Genomic DNA, 18,563 nt, shown 5'->3' with positions numbered 1-18,563 from the left:
AGGGGGAGAGGGGGAGAGGGGGAGAAAGGGAGACACTGTTCCCGATTCCCTGTTCCCTGTTCCCGATTCCCTGTTCCCTGTCTTAACTGGCGACTGGTGATGTTCACCTGGTAGAAAGCGGTAACTCCAGCGTAAACGTCGCTCCTTTTCCTAATTCGCTCTCGACGGTGAGAGTTCCCCCCATGCGTTCGGCAAACTGGCGGGCGAGTGACAGTCCCAGTCCGGTTCCGCCATGTTGCCGAGTACTGGAGGTGTCTGCTTGAAAAAACGGATCGAAGATGCGATCGTGTTCCTCGGGATCGATGCCAATTCCCGTATCGATGACTTGAAAGCGAATGCGTTCGGGGGTCTTTTCGGTGATTTCATCGACCGTCAGCCAAATCGTGCCGTCGCGGGTAAATTTCGTCGCGTTGCTTAATAGGTTCGACAAAATTTGGTGAACTCGCACCCCATCCGCGTACAACTCGGCGATGTTCTCCGCACAGCAGACGTGCAGAACGTTGTTATTTTCCAACACCGACGGCATCACTTTGACCGCCACTTCGTCGAGCAGTGTGGGTAAATCGAGCGGTTCGATCTGCACCTCGGCGTGACCCGACTCGATTTTGGAGACATCTAAAATATCGCCGATCAGTGCCAACAGGTGACGTCCTGCTTCGTGAATGCGGCGCACGTCTTCAACGAGTTCGAGATCGCCGAAATCGGTGACTTCTTCTTGGAGAAGTTCGCTATACCCGATGATGGCGTTGAGGGGCGTTCGTAACTCGTGACTCATGTTGGCGAGAAAGGCACTTTTGGCGCGGTTGGCGGCCTCGGCGGCTTCCTTGGCTTGCAGCAGTTCTTCCGATCGCTTGAGTTCGGTCACGTCTTGCAACGTTCCGATGGCATAGAGTTCTCGACATTCCGCTCGTTCGCGCACGATGCGTTCTTCCCCAAAGCAAGTTTGAATTTGGTAATCGAGACAGAACGGTTTTCGCTCTAACAACATGGCTGTGTAGGCTTCCTCGACGCGATCGCGATCGTCGGGGCTAACGAACTGCATCAAAGCTTGGCGGGAGGGACGAAACGACTCGGGAACGCAGCCAAAAATTTGGTACGTTCGCTCGGACCATCGCATTTCGTGTGTGAGGCGATCGAAATCCCAACTTCCCAATTCGGCGATGCGTTGGGCGTTTGCCAGTCGTGCTTGACTTTGTTTTAACGACAGTTCGGCTCGTTGGCGTCCGGCGATTTCCGTGGCCAGTACGAGGGAGGTAACGGCGATCGTGGCGACGAACACCTGCAACGATAAGATCGACTGTGCGGCTCCTACGTTTGCGATGAGAAACGGGCTGCTGTTGCGGGCGATTCCCCAGACGGCCATGGTGGCGATCGTCAGGTTAATTAAAACAGTTCCCCGTTTACCGAAACGCAACGCCGCCCACATGGAAATGGGAAACGGCAAGTATTCCAACGGAACGGTGTAGTTCGAGGTTCGCGTTCGCGAACAGAACACCACCCACCCCACCGCTACCGTTAGTAAGAACACTGCGAGGATTTCGAGTTTGCGCCATCGGCGTCCTCGCTGCACCCCCCCCAATCGCAAATCGTAGCGGCGATCGACTAAGGCGAGAAAGACAGGTGTAACCGTGACGATTCCTGTGGCTTTTCCCAACCACAGCGTCCACCACAGTTCCCAAGAGCGAAACTGCTCGCTGTTACCCCATCCCGCGATCGCCGTCGCATCGAGAGTGGTACTGACGAAGGTTGCCAAGATACCGCCTAAAACGACCAGTCCTCCAATGTCCCGCAATCGTTCTAGGGTCGTCCGAAATTTCATGCTCGTCAGCAACGTTGCCCCCAACCAGGCTTGTAAGGCTTGACTGAACGCCCATTCGAGGGCGAGTGCGGGGGGTAACTCCTGAAACCACACGCTAACCAGCGCCCCCAGCAATACCCCCACCCACAGCGATCGCGATTGTAGGAGGAGAGCCGCCAACGCCAGACCCGGAGGAACACCAACCAGTGCTGTTTTGACAAGATCGCTCGGAATCGAGGAGATCGAGGACGTTACGACGGCATAAACCGCAGCTAACGCCACAATACGCCACCCGAGTTGTCGTCTCGTTTGCCAAAAAGCGGACATACCCTCCTAGGGAAAACACGAATTGGTCTTACTTCACTATACGCCTCCTGTTTCACTAACCCGTAGCGCTTGAAGCTCTGATACGGTCATGATGTAGAAGGCGATCGTGAAACGAGAGGACACACAAGATATTGTCCGCTATCTTCGCTGACAAAGTGGGGGGTGGATGTCGTAGCGGCACGATCGCGCCATCTCAAGCCCCAACCTCTACGGTTCTGGCTCGCTTTGGCACGCCGAGACACTTCTCAATATGGCGGGCGATCGCACTCGATCGCCCGCGTCGTTCGACTACCACTCTAAAATTAATTTGGGTTCTGCCACAGCATTCGGTAAGCCCGAGGAGAGACCTTCGCGCGAGCCAAACTGAACGGCTCGGAACGAGTTATCTGGATTTTGCGTTTCGTCAACGAGCATCATTCCATGATTGGGAACGGTTCCGTCGAGCCAATCTCGAACCAGTGGCGTAACGTCCCAACGAATTACGTCTCCAATGGTGTGAACGTTGTGATCGATCGTGGCACTCGCAACAATGAGGGAATCGAAATCGGGCTGAGTTTCGTTATTTTCGCCATCGATTCCACCACCCATCCAAGCTACGCCAAATGCGGTATCGGGATCGACTGCTCCGCTCGGTGCGGGAGAGCCTTCAAAGCCATTTCCTTCGTTCCAGGTTCCACCTTCTCCATACCCTCCATCGCCGTTTTCCATTCCCGTTAAGGGATCGATGTGATGGACGTCTACGGTATAGCGATCGGAGTTGGAACCGTCACTAAAATCTTGAATGGTTAGCTCTAACGTGGCTTTGGAGATCGCATCGGGAGGATCTTCAAACGCTTCGTCGAAATCGAAGCGGACGAGCGATCGTATGGCATCAGGATGTCCAAAAGGAATCCCTCCACCTCCGCGAGAGGTTCCCACTGAAATAAAGTGTTGCTTCCCGTAGTTATCGTTGCGCCTGATATCGAGATCGGTACGAATATAGGTATCGGCGGATGCGCCGAGAGTCAGCGAATTGGCAGGCGGTTGCGTTCCTTCTTCAACTGGAATATTAAAGCTCAAGGTTTGGGAGTTTAAACCTCCTAGATCGAACGTGCGATCGTAGACATCGATAACGTCTCCGTCTAACAAGTTGTAGCGTTTCTTCAAGGCAGGTCCTAAACTGAAGCTTCGATCGATGTCTTTCAACCGTTTGAAATCAATTTTGACTTGTCCGTTTAAAGACAACGCTTCTAAACCCAAATCGACATCGTAGCCTAGCGTGGTCGTATTCGTGAAGTCCGTGTCTAGGTCGAGAACAGCATCTAGCTCTAACGTGTCACCGACGCCATCGGGAACGGCAAACGTCAAATCTTGTCCGATCTCGAAATTGAGAACATCCCCATTTTCTAGCGTCAAATTTCCCGACAGTGCCTCTGTGGTCAAATTGAAGTCTTGACTGAAGTTGAGTTCGGGTAAAATATCAACGTCTAAAAGGTTGTAGCCACCGCCTAATTTAATGAATCCTCCAAAAAATTCCTTAGACCATTGTTTTTCGAGCGGAGGAACTGGAACGCCAACTTTTTGAAGGATCGTAGTCGCGATACCGTCTAAGTCAAGTTCTGCTTCAAGAAAAGTATCGCTTCCTGATGACGAGAGTGTATTTGGAGCAGTCAAATTCCCTGTTGTGTCGATTTTTGGTAGGCGCAATTCAATATTACCAAAATCGTTTAAGGGAATTTTAATGTCACTACCTGCTGCATTGATATCGACAAGATCGGTCGTTTTTTCAGGTAAATTCCAATCAAAGATTTTCCAGTCAAACTGAGAGCGTTTGAAGAGTGCTTTTCCGGCGATGCTGGCTTCTGCATTCATGCCAAAAATTGCATCGAGAGAATAGGAAGCATCTGGACTCAAGGTTGAAAACGTAGCTGCATTATCTAACACAAACCCCGATTTAATTGTCACCAAATCTCCCGATTTAACGAGATCGGGAACTTGAATCCATAAATCGACAGGGAGCGATGCGTTGACAAGACCGCCCTGAATTTGTAAATCAGACTGCAAACCAATTTTTCCAGTACTGGCAATGGAAGGTCGGATGAAGATATTTTTAGATCCGATTTTTTGGGATAGTGTTTTGTCCCAATCTACCCCCAGAAATCGGCTGTCTAAAAAATTAAATGCATCTCCATTGTGCCAAGGGCTTTGGTCTTGTGTCGTAAAGTCTAAATCGAAGGTGAGTGTATTCATGATGTAACCCCCCTCTTTTTTCGATAGGATGTCTTTCGATTTTGTTTGTTTTTTTCGTCTGACTTGTATGGCTTTTAGGTTTTTTAAGATGTTGTGAGATTTCGATTTTGTTGTTTTTTTGGTGTAGCTTTATAGTTTGTGATTTTGTTTTACGATCTACCGATTTGTTGAATTTGTATCGAACTCAGCGATCGCAGTTTATTTTCAATTTATTTAATTTAGGTAATTTTTGCATTTCAAAAATTAAAAAATATAACAAAAATAACTTTATATTACCTAAATTGTTATACTAAACAAAAGCCTTTCATCGAGCTTTAATGGCTTAAGTCTAAGTATCTTTTCCTTACGCGACAACTCTATCACGGACAATTTAAGCCGATCGAAAATCGTTACCTTTATTCGCATTTTTGTCAAGTGTTTTTCTCTAAAAAGCTCACTCCAAAACCAGTCTGCTGACTATGAATATTTTGGGCTAATGTGTGTGAGCGATCGCTAATTTTTTAAAAAATATTCTGACTGTTTGGCGATCGCATTGACTGTCTATATGTTAATTTTTAATCTTTAAGGTCTGGCGAAGGAACGACAACCGCAACAGACTCAACTCGGCTCGTTAGAAAATTCCGCTACAGTGCGCTCTCTCTCCGTTGGAGCGATTCTCCGATCGTTTGTACGAGCGCAGCTTTCCCGTAAGACGTTTATGCAAAACGCCCCGATCTGATGCGGGTCAGGGCGATCGCACCCATATGTCCAAATTTAAGCAATGCGTTGTCCTGCTCGATTCGCGCATCGATGTCCACAAACACCGCAAGCCTAAAACACAGCCTAAATTTTACGCTCGATCGACAGCGTTTAACTTCTAATCGCAACAATACACAAACCGTAACAGTCGCTCAAAACTGCTCGATGCTCACTGTTTGCGGCTTACTGTAAATGGGGGTGGTGGGACTTGAACCCACACGACTGTCACCAGTCAACGGATTTTAAGTCCGTAGCGTCTACCATTCCGCCACACCCCCGAATCCGTTCTTCGGTTTGCGCGTTACGCGCATATCTCTCTATTAAAACAGTTTTGAGAAGATTTTGGCAACCCCTTTTGGCAAAAATGTTAGTGAAGTATCCCAGAACGATCGAAAATCACGATCGCTTCCCAAACGCCCTCGCTTCCCCATCTCCAAAGAAGACAGAGTCCGAAAACACCGAGTCGTTCTCGAGAATACCGTATCCGTTAAAACGACATCAACGGCCACCTGTCAACTATTCCAACTGTGTTATGACAGACGAGCGAGGAGAGCGATCGCCACGGACAACAAACAACGATGAGTCACTGCATCAATCCTTACTGCACCCAACCCCGCAACCCCGGTGACGGTGATTTTTGCACGAATTGCGGAACGAAGCTGCTGTTGCGCGATCGCTACCGCGTTCTCAAACCTATCGGACAGGGGGGATTTGGTAAAACGTACCTCGCCGTTGACGAAGATCTTCCCTCCAAACCCCATTGCGTCGTCAAACAACTCCATCCGTTCGATCGCGACTCTCCCATCGGGAAAAAGATGCTCGAACTGTTCGATCGCGAAGCCGTCAGCCTGGACAATCTCGGTCAACATCCCCAAATTCCCACACTTCTGGCACATTTCGAGCAAGACAACCAACTCTATCTCGTGCAAGAGTGGATCGACGGAGAAACCCTCGCTGACGAACTCAAAGAAAAAGGAACCTTTAGCGAAGTCCAAATTCGCCAACTCCTCGAAAATTTACTTCCCGTGTTGCAATACGTCCACGAAAGACAGGCGATTCACCGGGACGTCAAACCCCAAAACATCATGCGGCGGCGGGATAGCAACGAATTCGTCCTCATCGATTTCGGCGTGGCGAAGGTTGTTACGGAAACGGCGTTATTGCAAACCGGAACGGCGATCGGAAGTCCTGAATACATGGCTCCCGAACAAATGCGGGGTCAGGCGTTTCCCGCCACCGATATTTACTGTCTCGGCGTGACTTGTCTGCGGTTGCTGACGGGAATGCTTCCGATGGAACTTTACGACATCGTTCGCGGGTGTTGGCGTTGGCGTCAGTTTCTCCCCAACGGCGTTCGCATTTCGCCACAACTGGGGTTGGTGTTGGATAAAGCGATCGAAACTCCTCTCGAACGACGCTATCGATCTGCGAAAGCAATGTTGCAAGACTTACAACCGCTGCAACCGAAACCCGTCAAATCCCATCCGAAAGGAAAACTCGCGCCTCCTCCCAAGCGATCGATCCTCGATACACTGTTGCGTCCGGTTCCCAAGACTCCCGATCGCTTAATTTCTGAAGTCGGGGTCGATTATACAGAACTGCGAGATTTGCTGGTGAAGCGGAAGTGGAAAGATAGCGATCGCCTGACGCATAAATTGCTGTGTTTTCTAGTGCGTCGTTCGACGGCGGGATATCTCGCCTATCGAGAAATCGCCAAACTTCCTTGTGAGGATTTGCAGACGATCGATCGCCTGTGGGTGAAGTACTCCAACCGCAAGTTTGGGTTTAGCGTTCAACGACAGATTTACGAAGGGGTCGATCGCGACTATCCTGAGTTTTGCGATCGCGTGGGGTGGCCGGTAGCCAAATCGCGATCGCCCTCTCAAACCTTCAAATTCAATCTGAGAGCGCCTGTCGGTCATCTCCCCTCGCGAACCTGGGCGGGAGGATTAGAATTATGGCGACATATGGCGGCGTTGTCCGATAAATTCGCCGAATACGAGGAAAATTTATAGCTGAGTCGAACCTTGAGACTGGATTCCAACTCAATCCAAATTGATTACAATATTTTTTATCTTCCATCGTAGCAATTTAGATTTGTCAATGTATCCGAAGACTCCCATTTTTCAAAAATGCCTTGAAACTCTCAACTCATTACCTAATATTCAGGAAGCGACCGTTAGAGAAGAGCCTTACTTGAGTGAAAATGTTTTGGCGGATGGTTCCTTGAGAATTAAAACCTCTCAGCAAAGTATCGACTATATCTGTGAAATTAAAACCCATTTAACTTACGATTCGATTGAGGCAATTTCTGAATATTTTAAAAATTTATCTTTTCGACTCAAAGATGAAGTTAGTCCTTTGTTGATTACAAGCGATTTGTCCAATCTAGTCGCCGAAAAGTTGGCTCAAAACAATATTGAATTTATTGACATTAAAGGAACGATATATCTCAATCGTCCCACTTTTTATGTATTCGTCAAAAATAATACTGTTCGATCCCAAAAACGTAAGTCTTTAAATATCACTAATTCTTCTTTGCAAGTCATGTATGCCGTATTGGAAGATTGGCGATGGACATTACAGCCGATCGATGTCGATCGCGTTTCCCAACTATCGGGAGTTAGCTTAAAGACGGTTAAACGGACATTAGACAAACTTCAAGACTTAAATTACATTCAATATGGCGTTAAAACTGGTTATAAAATTATCGATCCGCTTAAACTCCTCGAACGATGGGAATTAGGATATTCCGAAAGCCTCAGAAACACCTTAATGATTGAAAATTTTTCGCCGATTGGCAACCGTAAATTTTTCGACATTGCCGAAGCGATCGACCAGTTTGCCTCTATTCATGATTATTTAATTGGCGGTGAGTTGGCTGCTGCTAAACTCACAAAATATCTTCGTCCAATTCATGCCACTCTTCACTTGAATCCTAATTTCAACCTTCGCAAAATAGCATTAGATTTAAAATTGAAGCCCGATCCAAATGGAAGTATTACTTTTTTGCGAAATTTTGGAGAACCCGAGCCGCAATGGAGTAAAGTCTTTCGACAAGAAAAGTATATTGTTAGTCCGTTTCTCATTCGAGCAGAACTCGTTCGGATGAGTGATAGTCGATTAAAAAAAACCGCTCAACTGATTTACGACAAATATATAAAATGCCTGCCAAAAATATAATTAATCCGCAAGACAAACAAGTTTTGTCAGATTTACTAAATATCGCAAATTACCTCGATATTCCTATAATTTTAGTTGGTGCAGGAGCGAGAATTTTAATATTCGACCGACAATTTGGAGACGGACGAGGGACAACAGACTGGGATGTAGGAATATCGATCGATAGTTGGCAATCTTACACAAGACTACATGAAACCCTAACTCAAGGAAACGCGCCGCGTTTTCGAGCCACTTCAACACTTCATAAAATCGTACATATTGAAACTAATATAGAAGTTGATATCATTCCGTTTGGAGACATCGCTCAACCCGATGGCAAAATTATTTGGTCAGATAGTGAAAATTCAATGAATGTCTTAGGATTCACCGAGGCTCGCGTCAATTCAGAGATTACTCGAATTGAAAATCTCGAAATTCCCATTCTGACGCTTCCCGCATTTGTGACTCTCAAGATTTTTGCTTGGGGAGATCGCGGAGAACGGACTCAGAAAGATTTGGAAGATATTGAATTTATTTTCGCAAAATATGAAGATGACGAACGAGTGTATAATGAGCTTTACGACGAATTAGCTAACGAAACCCTTGATTTTCTCGACGCGAATATTTATCTGCTCGGTCGAGACATATCTCGACTGTTGCAATCGACGACGTTAACCGAGCTTAAACTCGTGTTAGATCGACTGCTTGAAAGCCTACAAAATCGCGATTCTCTCAGTTTATACGAGCGAGTAACTATACTGAAGCGTGGTATCCTGTCTGTTTCCTAACAATCGTGCGATCGAGTGCATCTCAAAAATGTAAATTTATCGGAGACGTGCTATCCGTACTCGATAGTGCTACGCACCGATCGACGCTTTCCGAGGGGAGCATCTAGTTAAGGCAATGAGTAGAAATACGCATTGACAGAGGTTCGAGAATAGAGAGGAAAGCATTCCCCAGTCGTCAATGACCCCAGAAGAACGTCAAAAACTCAAACAAGCTGCCGAGACGATCGCCGATATCCTGTACCAAAATACCCCTAAAGAGAAAGTCCAAGACTTCGAGAGCATCGAGCTGAGCCTGCGCGACCACTGGCTCGAAACCCTTGGCCCGGAACTGGCCCTATTTTTTTGCCCAAAGCAGCCAGACTCGTAGCGGACGAGAACGAAAAATTAGGAGCTGTATTGGAGAAGTCTCCCTAACCAGTAATCAAGCCAAACGCTTAAAGGTTAAGCCCCGCACACGAGTGAGTCCTCATCTAGAACGTTGTTCGTTGCTCCTTTGTGCCAACGAATCCTTCGCTAACGCTGAAGTCGATATCGAAGTCCTGACTGGGGTCAAGGTTTCTCACGGCACTCAGCATCGCCAAGCCCGCCAAAACGCACTGTCATTGAGCCAAAGCCAAGACTCGGTGAGGGAAATGAGTGTTGATGGTGGCAAGGTGCGACTACGCACCCCTAAAGGACAAGAAAGTCTCTGGCGCGACTACAAAGCCATTGCTCTACACGGACAGGTTTGTGCCGCCGTCTTTCAAGACAACGCTCAATTGGCCGACTGGGTACGCCAACAGCCAAGGGCTGAGTCGGTGAGTGTCGTGGCCGACGGTCATCCCGGTGTCTGGAATTTGGCTCGTGATTGCCTCAAGGAATCCCAACGCCAGGAAATCCTCGACTGGTATCACTTGATAGAAAATCTGCATCGGGTTGGGGGTTCAAACCAACGTTTAGAAGCGGTACGAGAGCATTTGTGGCAGGGTGAGGTCGAAGCCGCGGGGGCCGAGTTCGGCCAGTGGCGTACTCCAGAAGTGGTCAACTTCCTCAACTATATAGAGCGCCATTCTCATCGCTTACCGAATTATGCCCAACGCCAGGAAAACGGCCAGGTCATTGGTTCGGGGGAAGTTGAATCGACTATTAAACGCATTGGTTTGAGAATGAAGATTTCCGGAGCGCAGTGGAATCGAGAGAATGTCAATCCCATGTTGCGTTTACGCTGTGCTTATCTCAATCGCGAGTTGGCTTAAGTATTTTTACTCATTACTTAAAATAGATGCTCCCCTTTCCGAGCGGCTGTTGGAGGGAACGGAGTGAAACCCAACCTACCCAGAGCTTCGTGTTTTTACATCCATTGAGATACACCCGTGCGATCGATATTCCATAAAAAACAACGGAAGCCGCACCACCGTTTTCAACAGTCCCAAAACTCCATATCGCGTCTGTAGCTGAGGCGGAATCTCTGACGGTTTCAATTCCACAAATCCCAGGGTTTCGTAAAACCCTCGAAGTTGTGTTCCCAAACAGTCGAGATACAAGGGTTTCGTCGCTTCTTCGATAAGATGTTGCGCCATGGCCGTTCCGATTCCCCGCTGTCGCCAACGCCGCGAGACGACCAAACTTCCCAATTCTTGAACGCCGTCGAACTCCCGCAACTGACCGCAGGCGATAATCTGGTTCTGGTGTTCTAAAACCCAAAACTGCGACCATCGCAGTTGAGTCGGGTCGAGGAGCGATCGCAACACCAAGCCGCGAACAGTGGGTAAATCCTCTGGCCTGGCGCGTCGTAGATTGGATGCTGGGGGAAAAGCCATCGTTTCGGAAAACTGCTATTGCGTGCGATCGTAGTATCGATCGCGGTGTCATGTCGAATATCTTCAACCTCCCCTCGGAACTCCCCGACAGCGAACTCCTCGAACCCCTCGTGACGGGAAACGATACCCTCATCGAACGTATTGTCTCCACCGGACAAACGACGCCACCCGGTCAGTGGTACGACCAAAACCGCGATGAATGGGTGGTGTTGTTACAGGGAAAGGCGATCGTTTCTTACGAAGACGGGTCTCAAGTCAAGTTGAAACGTGGGGATTATTTGTTAATTCCCGCTCGGACGAAACATCGTGTTGACTATACTAGCGTCGATCCGCCTTGTATTTGGTTAGCAATTCATGGAAATTTTAAGTACTTTCGTAAGTGAATTTTCTGAATTTTTCATTTTTTTTAAGGTGGAAAATTTCCACCTTTTGATGTAGTTAACATCAGCTAGGCGCGGGACTAAATTGGCATTCAATTATCCGACGCGACAGTTTCTTGTTTTTGGATTTGTCACTTTGCAAGAACTGATTGAGCGATGTTTAATTTACTTAAATTTTAAAAGGTGTTTAATTTAAAAATTTAGCTAAAAATTAAATTTTGTAAATTAAAAAACGAAGTATTTTTTCTCAAAATAGAGTGAAATTTGTAAACTCAAAAAAATTAATACGATATAATTTTGAACGTACGATCGCCCCCATCCATTCCTTAAAATCACTTCATTCAACTCGTTCGATGTCTCAGACCTTTGACTTTATCGCTTTCGGAGACGAAGTGCCAGGAATTCTCGGACTCGTCAGTGCCGCACGGGAATACCACCGACAAACCGGTCAGTTCCCCCGCAGTCTCGTCATGACCAAAAGCAACGCCAACTTGGGACTCGGCGGTCATTTAGTCCGGGGCGAACTTTCCTATCTCGATCGCAGCAGCATTCCCTACGACATCCGCCAACGCTACAACCTGGACACCTTCGGCGATCCTCCCAGCATTTACCGAGAATTCCTCGATCGCGCCGGTGTCGATTGGATTGCCCTCGATCCCCAAGCCGCCGATGCCGCAATGCGGCGAATGCTGTCAGAAGTCGGGGCTTACGTCCTCAGTAACATCGAGATCGATCGCGTCCTCAAAACCGGAAACCGCATTTCCGGCATTCACCTGACACGGGGCGATACCTACTTCGCCCAACAGTTTATCGACGCCACCGTCAACGCCGAACTCGCCCAAGCCGCAGGCGTCACAAAACTTCCCGGTTTCGCCACCTTCGGCCTCCCCGAAGCCGAACTTCCCGTCACCCTCTGCTTCCAAACCCACGGCCTCAGCATTTCCCGCCTCAAACAAGTCGAAGTCAGCTATTTCAAACACCTCACCACCCCCGGAAACAGCATCGGCAAATACTGGTTCAAAGCCGCTTCTGGCGGGAGCGACAGCCTCGCCAACTGGCTTCGCCAAAGCCTCACCGACAAAGACGGAAACTGGCTGACTCTCTACAGCGATCGCGACTTTATCGACGTTCGCAGTCGCGCCCTCAGCATCGCCTACCACGGCCACCGCAACAAACCCTTTTCCCTCAAAAACACCGGATTTCTCCTCGACAACGGCAACGTCGCCGTTCTCTCCAACGATCGCCTGTCGTGGAATTCCCTACTGTTTTTCGTCACCGGGTCAGAAGCCGAAGCCCTCGCCCGCAACGATGCCAAACCCACCCCCGCCATGTTAAAAGAATTCCAAAACGTGCGGCGGTGGTTCCAACAATATCTCGGTGCCAGGGACGTGACCCCAGCCCCAGAACTCTACATCCGCCACGCCGGAAACGTGACCGGGGTTGTCTCTCCTCTCAGCGGCGCGAAAATGCTAAAAGGGGGCGTCGATATTGGCGAAGCTTTGGGAACCTTCGGCTATCATTTCGACGTGCGCGGTGGCATCGAAGGATTGGGACGAAAAGCTTTAGATCGGGGCTATCAAAGTATCAGCGTCCATACCAAACCCCTGTTTAACATCGGTATCGGCCACGCCCAAATCCGCGACGTGCCGAATTTAGCGGTGGTGAGTCCCGCCTCGGGATTTGAAGGATACGCCTCTTCCGCCGGACGTATCGTCGAGTTTAACGTCGGTGTCGGTCAAGGGGTGGGGATTGCGGCGGCGTTGGCGTTACGTCAGGGAAGACAGCTTTCCGAGATTTCAAATTCAGAAGTACGGGACGTCTTGAAACGCCAGCAAAAATTACCGAAAGTTTTCGGGATCGCACAACCGGAGTTTGCCGAGTTTTTGGCAACCTTCGAGAAAACTCTCGCCCCGGAAAAACCCGTTACGCCGACGGGATTGGTGGATATTGCGGGACATTGGGCCAAACCGTACATCGAAAGTTTGTTCGATCGCGGTATCGTGGCCGGAGTCGGAAACCATCAATTTCGCCCCGATATTCCCCTCACGCGGGCGGCATTTGCCGCCATACTCGCCCAAGCCTTCGATCGCCCCTTCATCCGCGACGCCCAAGTCTTTCTCGACGTACCGCAAAATTTCTGGGGTTACGAGGCGATCGTCAAAACCAACCGAATGGGCTTCATGACGGGATTTCCCAACGGGACGTTTCGCCCCGGTCAAAACGTCACCCGCTTACAGGCGTTTCTCGCGATCGTCAGCGGTTTAAACCTCAACGAGAGTGTCGCTTCCGAGGTCTTGTCCGTTTACCGCGATCGCGCCGCCATACCTGCCTACGCCGTTCCTGCGATCGCCCAAGCCACCGCCGCTGGTCTCGTCGTCAACCACCCCGATCCTCGCCAGTTACGCCCTTTAGAAGACATGACCCGCGCCGAGGTGGCCGTGACGATTTACAAAGCGTTGGAATTGAGATGAGGAGAATCGGTAGGGTGCGTCAGATTGGAAAACCGATAACGTTTGTGGGAAATCAAGTGAAACTGACGCACCGCCGAGGTGTCGGTGCTTCGACAACATTGTTCGATCGCATCACGCATCCTTGTCTGCGATCGGTGGGGGCGGTGCGTGACGCGGTAATACAACATTCACCTGACTTCGACAACATTTTCCGGGCGCGTCACGGCACCCTACGCCTGTTCCTCGTTCCCCGTTCCCTGCTCCCCGTTCCCTAAATTACGCTAACGCCGACGACCCCAAATCCGGCGGAACGTCCTGCCAGCGACCGTTCCCGACAGCGCGAACCGCTTCTTTGAGCGAAACGTCTCCGGTGTACAAGGCGCGTCCGACGATCGCACCCGTGACGCCTTGAGATTCGAGGGACAGCAACCCCAGTAGGTCGGTGACGGAACTGACGCCACCCGAGGCGATAACGGGAACGGAAACCGCTTCGGCTAACTCCCGTAAAGCGTCGCGGTTGGGACCTTCGAGGGTTCCGTCGCGGTGAATATCGGTGTAGATAATCGCCGCTACGCCAAAGTCGGCCATAGTCTGCGCCAGTTCCGTGGCTTTGACTTGGGAGGTTTCTAGCCAGCCCCGCGTCGCGACCCAACCGTCTCTGGCGTCGATACCGACGGCGATGCGCCCTGGAAATTCTTCACAAAGCTGACGGACGAGGTCGGGATTTTCCACAGCCACGGTTCCTAAAATCGCGCGATCGACTCCCCAGGATAGGACTTCCGCCACGCTGTCGCGATCGCGCAGGCCACCGCCGATTTGCACGGGAATCGAGAGCGATCGCACGATCGCCGCGACAATTTCGCCGTTAACGGGACGCCCGGCTTTCGCACCGTCGAGATCGACCAAGTGTAGGCGCGTCGCCCCTTGTTCGGCCCACTGTCGCGCCATAGACACGGGGTCTTCGCCGAAAGTTTCGGCGGCGTTGTAGTCACCCTGATATAAGCGCACGCAACGTCCGTCTAGTAAATCGATGGCGGGAATGACTTCCATCGGTGTTCGTATCCTCTCTAACCAGTCTGTCGTACCATTGTCGGTCGGGACGTTCGCTCCAAGCAACCCAAAACAGATCGTTCGTACCTAGGTTATCCTCGTGTTACGGACGCTTGAGATATCTGGTGACGCACGACGACTGTGAAGATTCTTCGCTTGACTTCACAAGGGTTCCCAGCATCTCCTAAATTGGAAAGAAAGTATGATGTAGAAAGTGTCTTGCCCTATGGTTGTTGTTGGCTGTCGTGAGTGAAATCTAGCAACATAGGGAGAATTATTCCGAGTGGAGGCGAAATATGACCGACACCATGTCTGAGCTTGATGAATTGAGAGATCGATTGAGGAGTTCGATGCGACCCAAGAAACCTAAAATGCTCGTCGTCGATGACGAACCGGACAATCTAGACCTACTCTATCGAACCTTTCGACGAGAGTTTCGGGTCTATAAAGCTGAAAGTGGCATCGAAGCCCTCGATATTTTAGAAAAAGAAGGAGAAGTGGCGGTTATTGTTTCTGACCAGCGGATGCCGGAAATGAAGGGAACGGAGTTTCTCAGTAAAACGGTTACTCAGTTTCCCAACACGGTACGGATTATCCTTACGGGCTTTACCGATATTGAAGATCTCGTCGAAGCCATCAACTCGGGACAAGTCTACAAGTACATTACGAAACCTTGGGACCCGAACGAATTGCGAGGTGTGGTCAAACGGGCAGCCGATACCTACGAACTCCTCAAGTTGAAAACTGAAGAGTTGGAATGGTCTCACGCACAAATGGCCGTGTTGGGAACGCTGATGCAGGTTGCTGAAACATCTGAAGATGCGGCATCCTGCCTCGAGACGATCGCTCGCGCTCTCGGGGAGAACTTTTCAGCCGAAGCCTGCGTGTTGCAACTGGTTGAAAACGGTGGTCTCGTCGACGGCTATGCCAGTCACGGCAACGCTGACGCGCTGTCTCTAGCAGGCGATCCGTTGGTGGAGAAGGCGATCGCCACCGGCAAAATTCAAGGGTCGGCAAACGTTTCGGCCGAGCCCGACCTATCTGGACTCGATTCCTATCAAAGCTCTGGCGTTCAAGCGCATTTGGTATTACCGATTGCGTTTCGCGGCCAACTGCGGGCCGTGGCCTCGCTGCAATGGACGCAGCCGAACAGCGTACAAGAGAAGGAAATCGAATGGATTCACCGTTGCGCCCAGCAAATCGCTCTGGCCTTGACGTGTGCTGACCTTGCTTAAGACTTTTCTCGAGACATGGACAATATCCCCGACGCCACGCAAATTCAAAACTTATTCGATCGCATCGCCCCGGTTTACGACCGACTCAACGACAGCCTGAGTTTGGGGTTACATCGGATTTGGAAACAGATGGCGATTTCCTGGTCTAAGGCAGGTGCGGGGCAGACTTGTCTCGATTTATGCTGTGGAAGTGGCGATCTGGCCTTGAGACTGGCCGAAACGGTCGGCCGGAGCGGACGGGTCGTCGGGGCTGATTTTTCGCGATCGCAGTTGGATATCGCCCGCCAACGCAGTCGCGATCGCGGATTGTCTGTGGAGTGGGTGCAAGCTGACGCTCTGAATTTACCGTTTGCAGACGCAACCTTCGATGCGGCAACGATGGGATACGGGTTACGAAACTTAACCGATATTCCCCGAGGCTTGCGAGAACTGTACCGGGTTCTCAAACCGGGAGCGACGGCGGCAATTTTGGATATGCACCGACCGACTTCGACGGCGATGTTGGGCTTTCAGCAATGGTATCTCGAAACTTTCGTGGTTCCCACTGCCGAGTCGTTCGGATTGACGGACGAATACGCTTACATTCAACCGAGTCTCGATCGCTTTCCCACGGGAAGCCAACAGGTCGAACTCGCCCGTCAAGCGGGGTTCGATCGCGCCGTTCACTATCCGATCGCGGGGGGGACGATGGGGGTTCTCGTAGCCGTCAAATCTACGAAAACTGAAGCTTCCCTGTCGCACAGACCGTCAAACTCAACCGTAAAATAGACAGAAGTGCGTCCGAACGGGTCAGAGTTGCACCAAAAACACCGAACGTCTTTTTTTGTACGCTGCTTGTTTGCGTTTTGACCTTGAATTCAAATCTTTGGTTTCTATTCGTTCCGCCGGTTGCGGGAGGAATCATCGGCTATTTCACGAACGATCTCGCCATTAAGATGTTATTCCGCCCCTACCGGGCTTATCATATTGGAAAATATCGCGTTCCCCTCACGCCGGGGCTGATCCCTCGCAATCAGGGACGCCTCGCCAAGCGCGTGGCCGATACGATTATGGGATCGTTGTTGACGCCCGCCGAACTGCAAGGGTTAGCGCGGCGGTTGTTATCCATCGAACGGATACGGGGGGCGATCCTGTGGCTGCTCGATATGGCTCGCCAACAACTGACCCCCGGAAGCGATCGCAAAACTACCCGCATTCTTGCCGGTATTCTACACGATCTGTTTGGGGAATCGTTACCTCGTTTGTTAAAGGTTTGGTCGCGGCGGGACGATTTTTTAGTTCGCCAAGTCGATAAAATTTTCGACGACGTGCTGTTAGAGTTCCAACTGACGGAACAACAAGCGTCTCAACTGGCGGATTGGTTGATGCAGGTGGCGCTGTCTCCTAATTCGGTACGGTTGGCGATCGTGGATTTTTTGACCGATCGCAATATCGTTATTATCGACGAAAATTTTCGCGAAAAAAGTAGTGGAACTTACTGGATCGTCGCCCATTTGTTGGGGTTGCGAAATACGCTGGTTCGCCTGCGGAATTACTGTCTCGATGAAAAGGAAAAGGCAAACGCACAGTTAGCCGAAGTCATAGACTCTTTGGATTTGCAGTCGCGGCTGAAAGAATGGCTACAAAATCTGTCGCTGCAAAACCTTCCCGTTTCGACAGTTCGTCAACTGCGAAAAACCCTGCGAGACAGCGTGCGGAAATACATCCGTACTGAAGGCGCGGATTTGCTGCGCGGCTTGGGGGATTCAGTAGATTTCGAGCATGCAGCTCAGGCGATCGTCAACCGCTTGCGAACGTCAACGGTGGTCAATTCGTCCTTGGAACTGATCGGTCAAGAACTCGCCTTAGTACTCGATCGCTATCTGGAAAAGGATCTCGAAAAAATTGTCGCGAAAGTCATTCCCATTTTGGCCATCGACAGCGTCATTGTCGATCGCGTCAACGCTACCTCTCCTGAAAATCTAGAAGCCGCAGTCGAAGGAATTGTCAAAAGCGAACTACAGGCGATCGTCAACCTCGGCGGTATACTCGGTGTAATTATCGGACTGTTACAATCGGGATTGCTATTTTTTCAAAACTCAGGGTTGTAGGCGTTCGCACTCGAGACTCGAGACGGACTTCTGATTTCCCCATCGGGTCAACTCCTCACATTATCCTTATCCGGCCATGCGATCGAACGAGGATCGAAGGCGGCGATCGTGCAGTCGTTGTTCGAGAACGGAAACGATTTCGTTCCATCCGAGATCGGGACGTCCGAGCAAACTCTGCAAAGCGTGTAGGGCCGTTTCAGAGTCGTCCGGTTTCGATAACGGCGTGACAAAGGGTTTGCGCTTGCGTTGAGCTTCGCGAATTCCCCAACTCGCTGCCATTTTAATGAGATCGCTGAGACTGTTTCGTCCTCGCTCTTGGTTCCACGTCCATCCTTCAACTGTGGTCGCGTATAGAGGCGGTAAGCGGTTGAGCGCGTAGGCGATCGCCTCGCTCGTATCGATCGAGGCCGCCACATCTAACGGAAGTTCGCGCAGTTGTCGCTGGACTTCCTCGATCGCGAGGGGTTCCATTGCGTTACGGTAAATCGCGCAACGATGCGGTGTTGTCGTCATGATT

At 50.2% G+C, this 18,563-nt stretch carries 16 protein-coding genes and 1 tRNA gene; 11 read left to right on the top strand and 6 right to left on the bottom strand.

Annotated features, from left to right (window positions below; genetic code table 11):
- Nucleotides 1-103: 103 nt before the first annotated feature.
- Nucleotides 104-2,125: a sensor histidine kinase gene (locus GEI7105_RS33770; protein ID WP_017662351.1), complete on the bottom strand. Its 2,022-nt coding sequence runs from the start codon at nt 2,123-2,125 to the stop codon at nt 104-106.
- Between the two features lie 162 nt (nt 2,126-2,287).
- Between GEI7105_RS33770 and GEI7105_RS38685 the strand changes: the two genes are divergently transcribed.
- On the top strand, nt 2,288-2,425 hold the full coding sequence (locus tag GEI7105_RS38685) for a hypothetical protein (protein ID WP_158413240.1): 138 nt from the start codon (nt 2,288-2,290) through the stop codon (nt 2,423-2,425).
- Here GEI7105_RS38685 and GEI7105_RS0120830 read toward each other — a convergent pair.
- Together GEI7105_RS0120830 and GEI7105_RS0120820 are read right to left on the bottom strand one after the other, a co-directional pair.
- Entirely contained in the window at nt 2,414-4,354 is a 1,941-nt protein-coding gene (locus tag GEI7105_RS0120830) for a DNRLRE domain-containing protein (RefSeq protein WP_017662350.1), read from the bottom strand. The genes GEI7105_RS38685 and GEI7105_RS0120830 overlap by 12 nt on opposite strands.
- A 931-nt stretch (nt 4,355-5,285) precedes the next feature.
- A tRNA-Leu gene (locus GEI7105_RS0120820) sits at nt 5,286-5,370 on the bottom strand.
- A 300-nt stretch (nt 5,371-5,670) separates the two neighbouring features.
- On the opposite strand from GEI7105_RS0120820, the gene GEI7105_RS0120815 reads away from it, so the two are divergent.
- The 4 genes from GEI7105_RS0120815 (at nt 5,671) to GEI7105_RS0120795 (ending at nt 10,277) form a co-directional block, all read left to right on the top strand.
- Complete coding sequence (locus tag GEI7105_RS0120815) at nt 5,671-7,107, top strand: serine/threonine-protein kinase (RefSeq protein WP_017662348.1); 1,437 nt, start codon at nt 5,671-5,673, stop codon at nt 7,105-7,107.
- 88 nt (nt 7,108-7,195) lie between these two features.
- A complete protein-coding gene (locus GEI7105_RS0120810; RefSeq protein WP_017662347.1) occupies nt 7,196-8,275 on the top strand; it encodes a type IV toxin-antitoxin system AbiEi family antitoxin in 1,080 nt (359 codons plus the stop codon).
- Nucleotides 8,257-9,042 (top strand): hypothetical protein, encoded by a 786-nt coding sequence (locus GEI7105_RS0120805; RefSeq protein ID WP_202804450.1) that lies wholly within the window; start codon nt 8,257-8,259, stop codon nt 9,040-9,042. Before GEI7105_RS0120810 ends, GEI7105_RS0120805 begins: the two co-directional genes overlap by 19 nt.
- Before the next feature lie 178 nt (nt 9,043-9,220).
- Nucleotides 9,221-10,277, top strand: a protein-coding gene (locus GEI7105_RS0120795; protein WP_445958273.1) for an ISKra4 family transposase whose coding sequence is annotated in 2 segments (ribosomal slippage) — nt 9,221-9,378 and nt 9,377-10,277 — 1,059 coding nt in all. Because the reading frame shifts where the segments join, the coding sequence is not laid out codon by codon here.
- A gap of 75 nt (nt 10,278-10,352) precedes the next feature.
- On the opposite strand, the gene GEI7105_RS0120790 is transcribed toward GEI7105_RS0120795, so the two are convergent.
- On the bottom strand, nt 10,353-10,841 hold the full coding sequence (locus tag GEI7105_RS0120790) for a GNAT family N-acetyltransferase (protein WP_017662345.1): 489 nt from the start codon (nt 10,839-10,841) through the stop codon (nt 10,353-10,355).
- Here GEI7105_RS0120790 and GEI7105_RS0120785 point away from each other — a divergent pair.
- From GEI7105_RS0120785 to GEI7105_RS37690, 3 genes are all read left to right on the top strand, one after another.
- The gene (locus GEI7105_RS0120785; protein WP_245555472.1) at nt 10,823-11,224 is read left to right on the top strand and encodes a cupin domain-containing protein; all 402 of its coding nucleotides are present in this window, start codon (nt 10,823-10,825) and stop codon (nt 11,222-11,224) included. The genes GEI7105_RS0120790 and GEI7105_RS0120785 overlap by 19 nt on opposite strands.
- 350 nt (nt 11,225-11,574) lie before the next feature.
- Entirely contained in the window at nt 11,575-13,692 is a 2,118-nt protein-coding gene (locus tag GEI7105_RS31685; protein ID WP_071592092.1) for an S-layer homology domain-containing protein, read from the top strand.
- A 14-nt stretch (nt 13,693-13,706) separates the two neighbouring features.
- A complete protein-coding gene (locus GEI7105_RS37690; protein ID WP_144053971.1) occupies nt 13,707-13,946 on the top strand; it encodes a hypothetical protein in 240 nt (79 codons plus the stop codon).
- A gap of 1 nt (nt 13,947) precedes the next feature.
- Here GEI7105_RS37690 and hisA read toward each other — a convergent pair whose 3' ends face one another.
- Nucleotides 13,948-14,721: a 1-(5-phosphoribosyl)-5-[(5-phosphoribosylamino)methylideneamino]imidazole-4-carboxamide isomerase gene (gene hisA / locus GEI7105_RS0120770; protein ID WP_017662342.1), complete on the bottom strand. Its 774-nt coding sequence runs from the start codon at nt 14,719-14,721 to the stop codon at nt 13,948-13,950.
- A gap of 296 nt (nt 14,722-15,017) precedes the next feature.
- Here hisA and GEI7105_RS0120765 point away from each other — a divergent pair, with 296 nt between their 5' ends.
- The 3 genes from GEI7105_RS0120765 to GEI7105_RS0120755 all read left to right on the top strand — a co-directional run bounded on the left by GEI7105_RS0120765 (nt 15,018) and on the right by GEI7105_RS0120755 (nt 18,046).
- Nucleotides 15,018-15,956 carry a response regulator gene (locus GEI7105_RS0120765; RefSeq protein WP_026097829.1) on the top strand — a complete coding sequence of 313 codons (939 nt, stop codon included), beginning with the start codon at nt 15,018-15,020 and terminating at the stop codon, nt 15,954-15,956.
- A 15-nt stretch (nt 15,957-15,971) separates the two neighbouring features.
- Nucleotides 15,972-16,724, top strand: a complete 753-nt coding sequence (gene ubiE, locus GEI7105_RS0120760) for a bifunctional demethylmenaquinone methyltransferase/2-methoxy-6-polyprenyl-1,4-benzoquinol methylase UbiE (protein ID WP_017662340.1) — start codon at nt 15,972-15,974, stop codon at nt 16,722-16,724.
- A 77-nt stretch (nt 16,725-16,801) separates the two neighbouring features.
- On the top strand, nt 16,802-18,046 hold the full coding sequence (locus GEI7105_RS0120755; RefSeq protein ID WP_017662339.1) for a DUF445 domain-containing protein: 1,245 nt from the start codon (nt 16,802-16,804) through the stop codon (nt 18,044-18,046).
- A gap of 66 nt (nt 18,047-18,112) precedes the next feature.
- On the opposite strand, the gene GEI7105_RS33765 is transcribed toward GEI7105_RS0120755, so the two are convergent.
- On the bottom strand, nt 18,113-18,559 hold the full coding sequence (locus tag GEI7105_RS33765) for a late competence development ComFB family protein (RefSeq protein ID WP_083862509.1): 447 nt from the start codon (nt 18,557-18,559) through the stop codon (nt 18,113-18,115).
- Nucleotides 18,560-18,563 lie beyond the last annotated feature (4 nt).

Source organism: Baaleninema simplex PCC 7105, assembly GCF_000332355.1.
GTDB lineage: Bacteria > Cyanobacteriota > Cyanobacteriia > Cyanobacteriales > Geitlerinemataceae > Baaleninema > Baaleninema simplex.
This window is presented reverse-complemented; position numbering and strand designations above follow the sequence as displayed.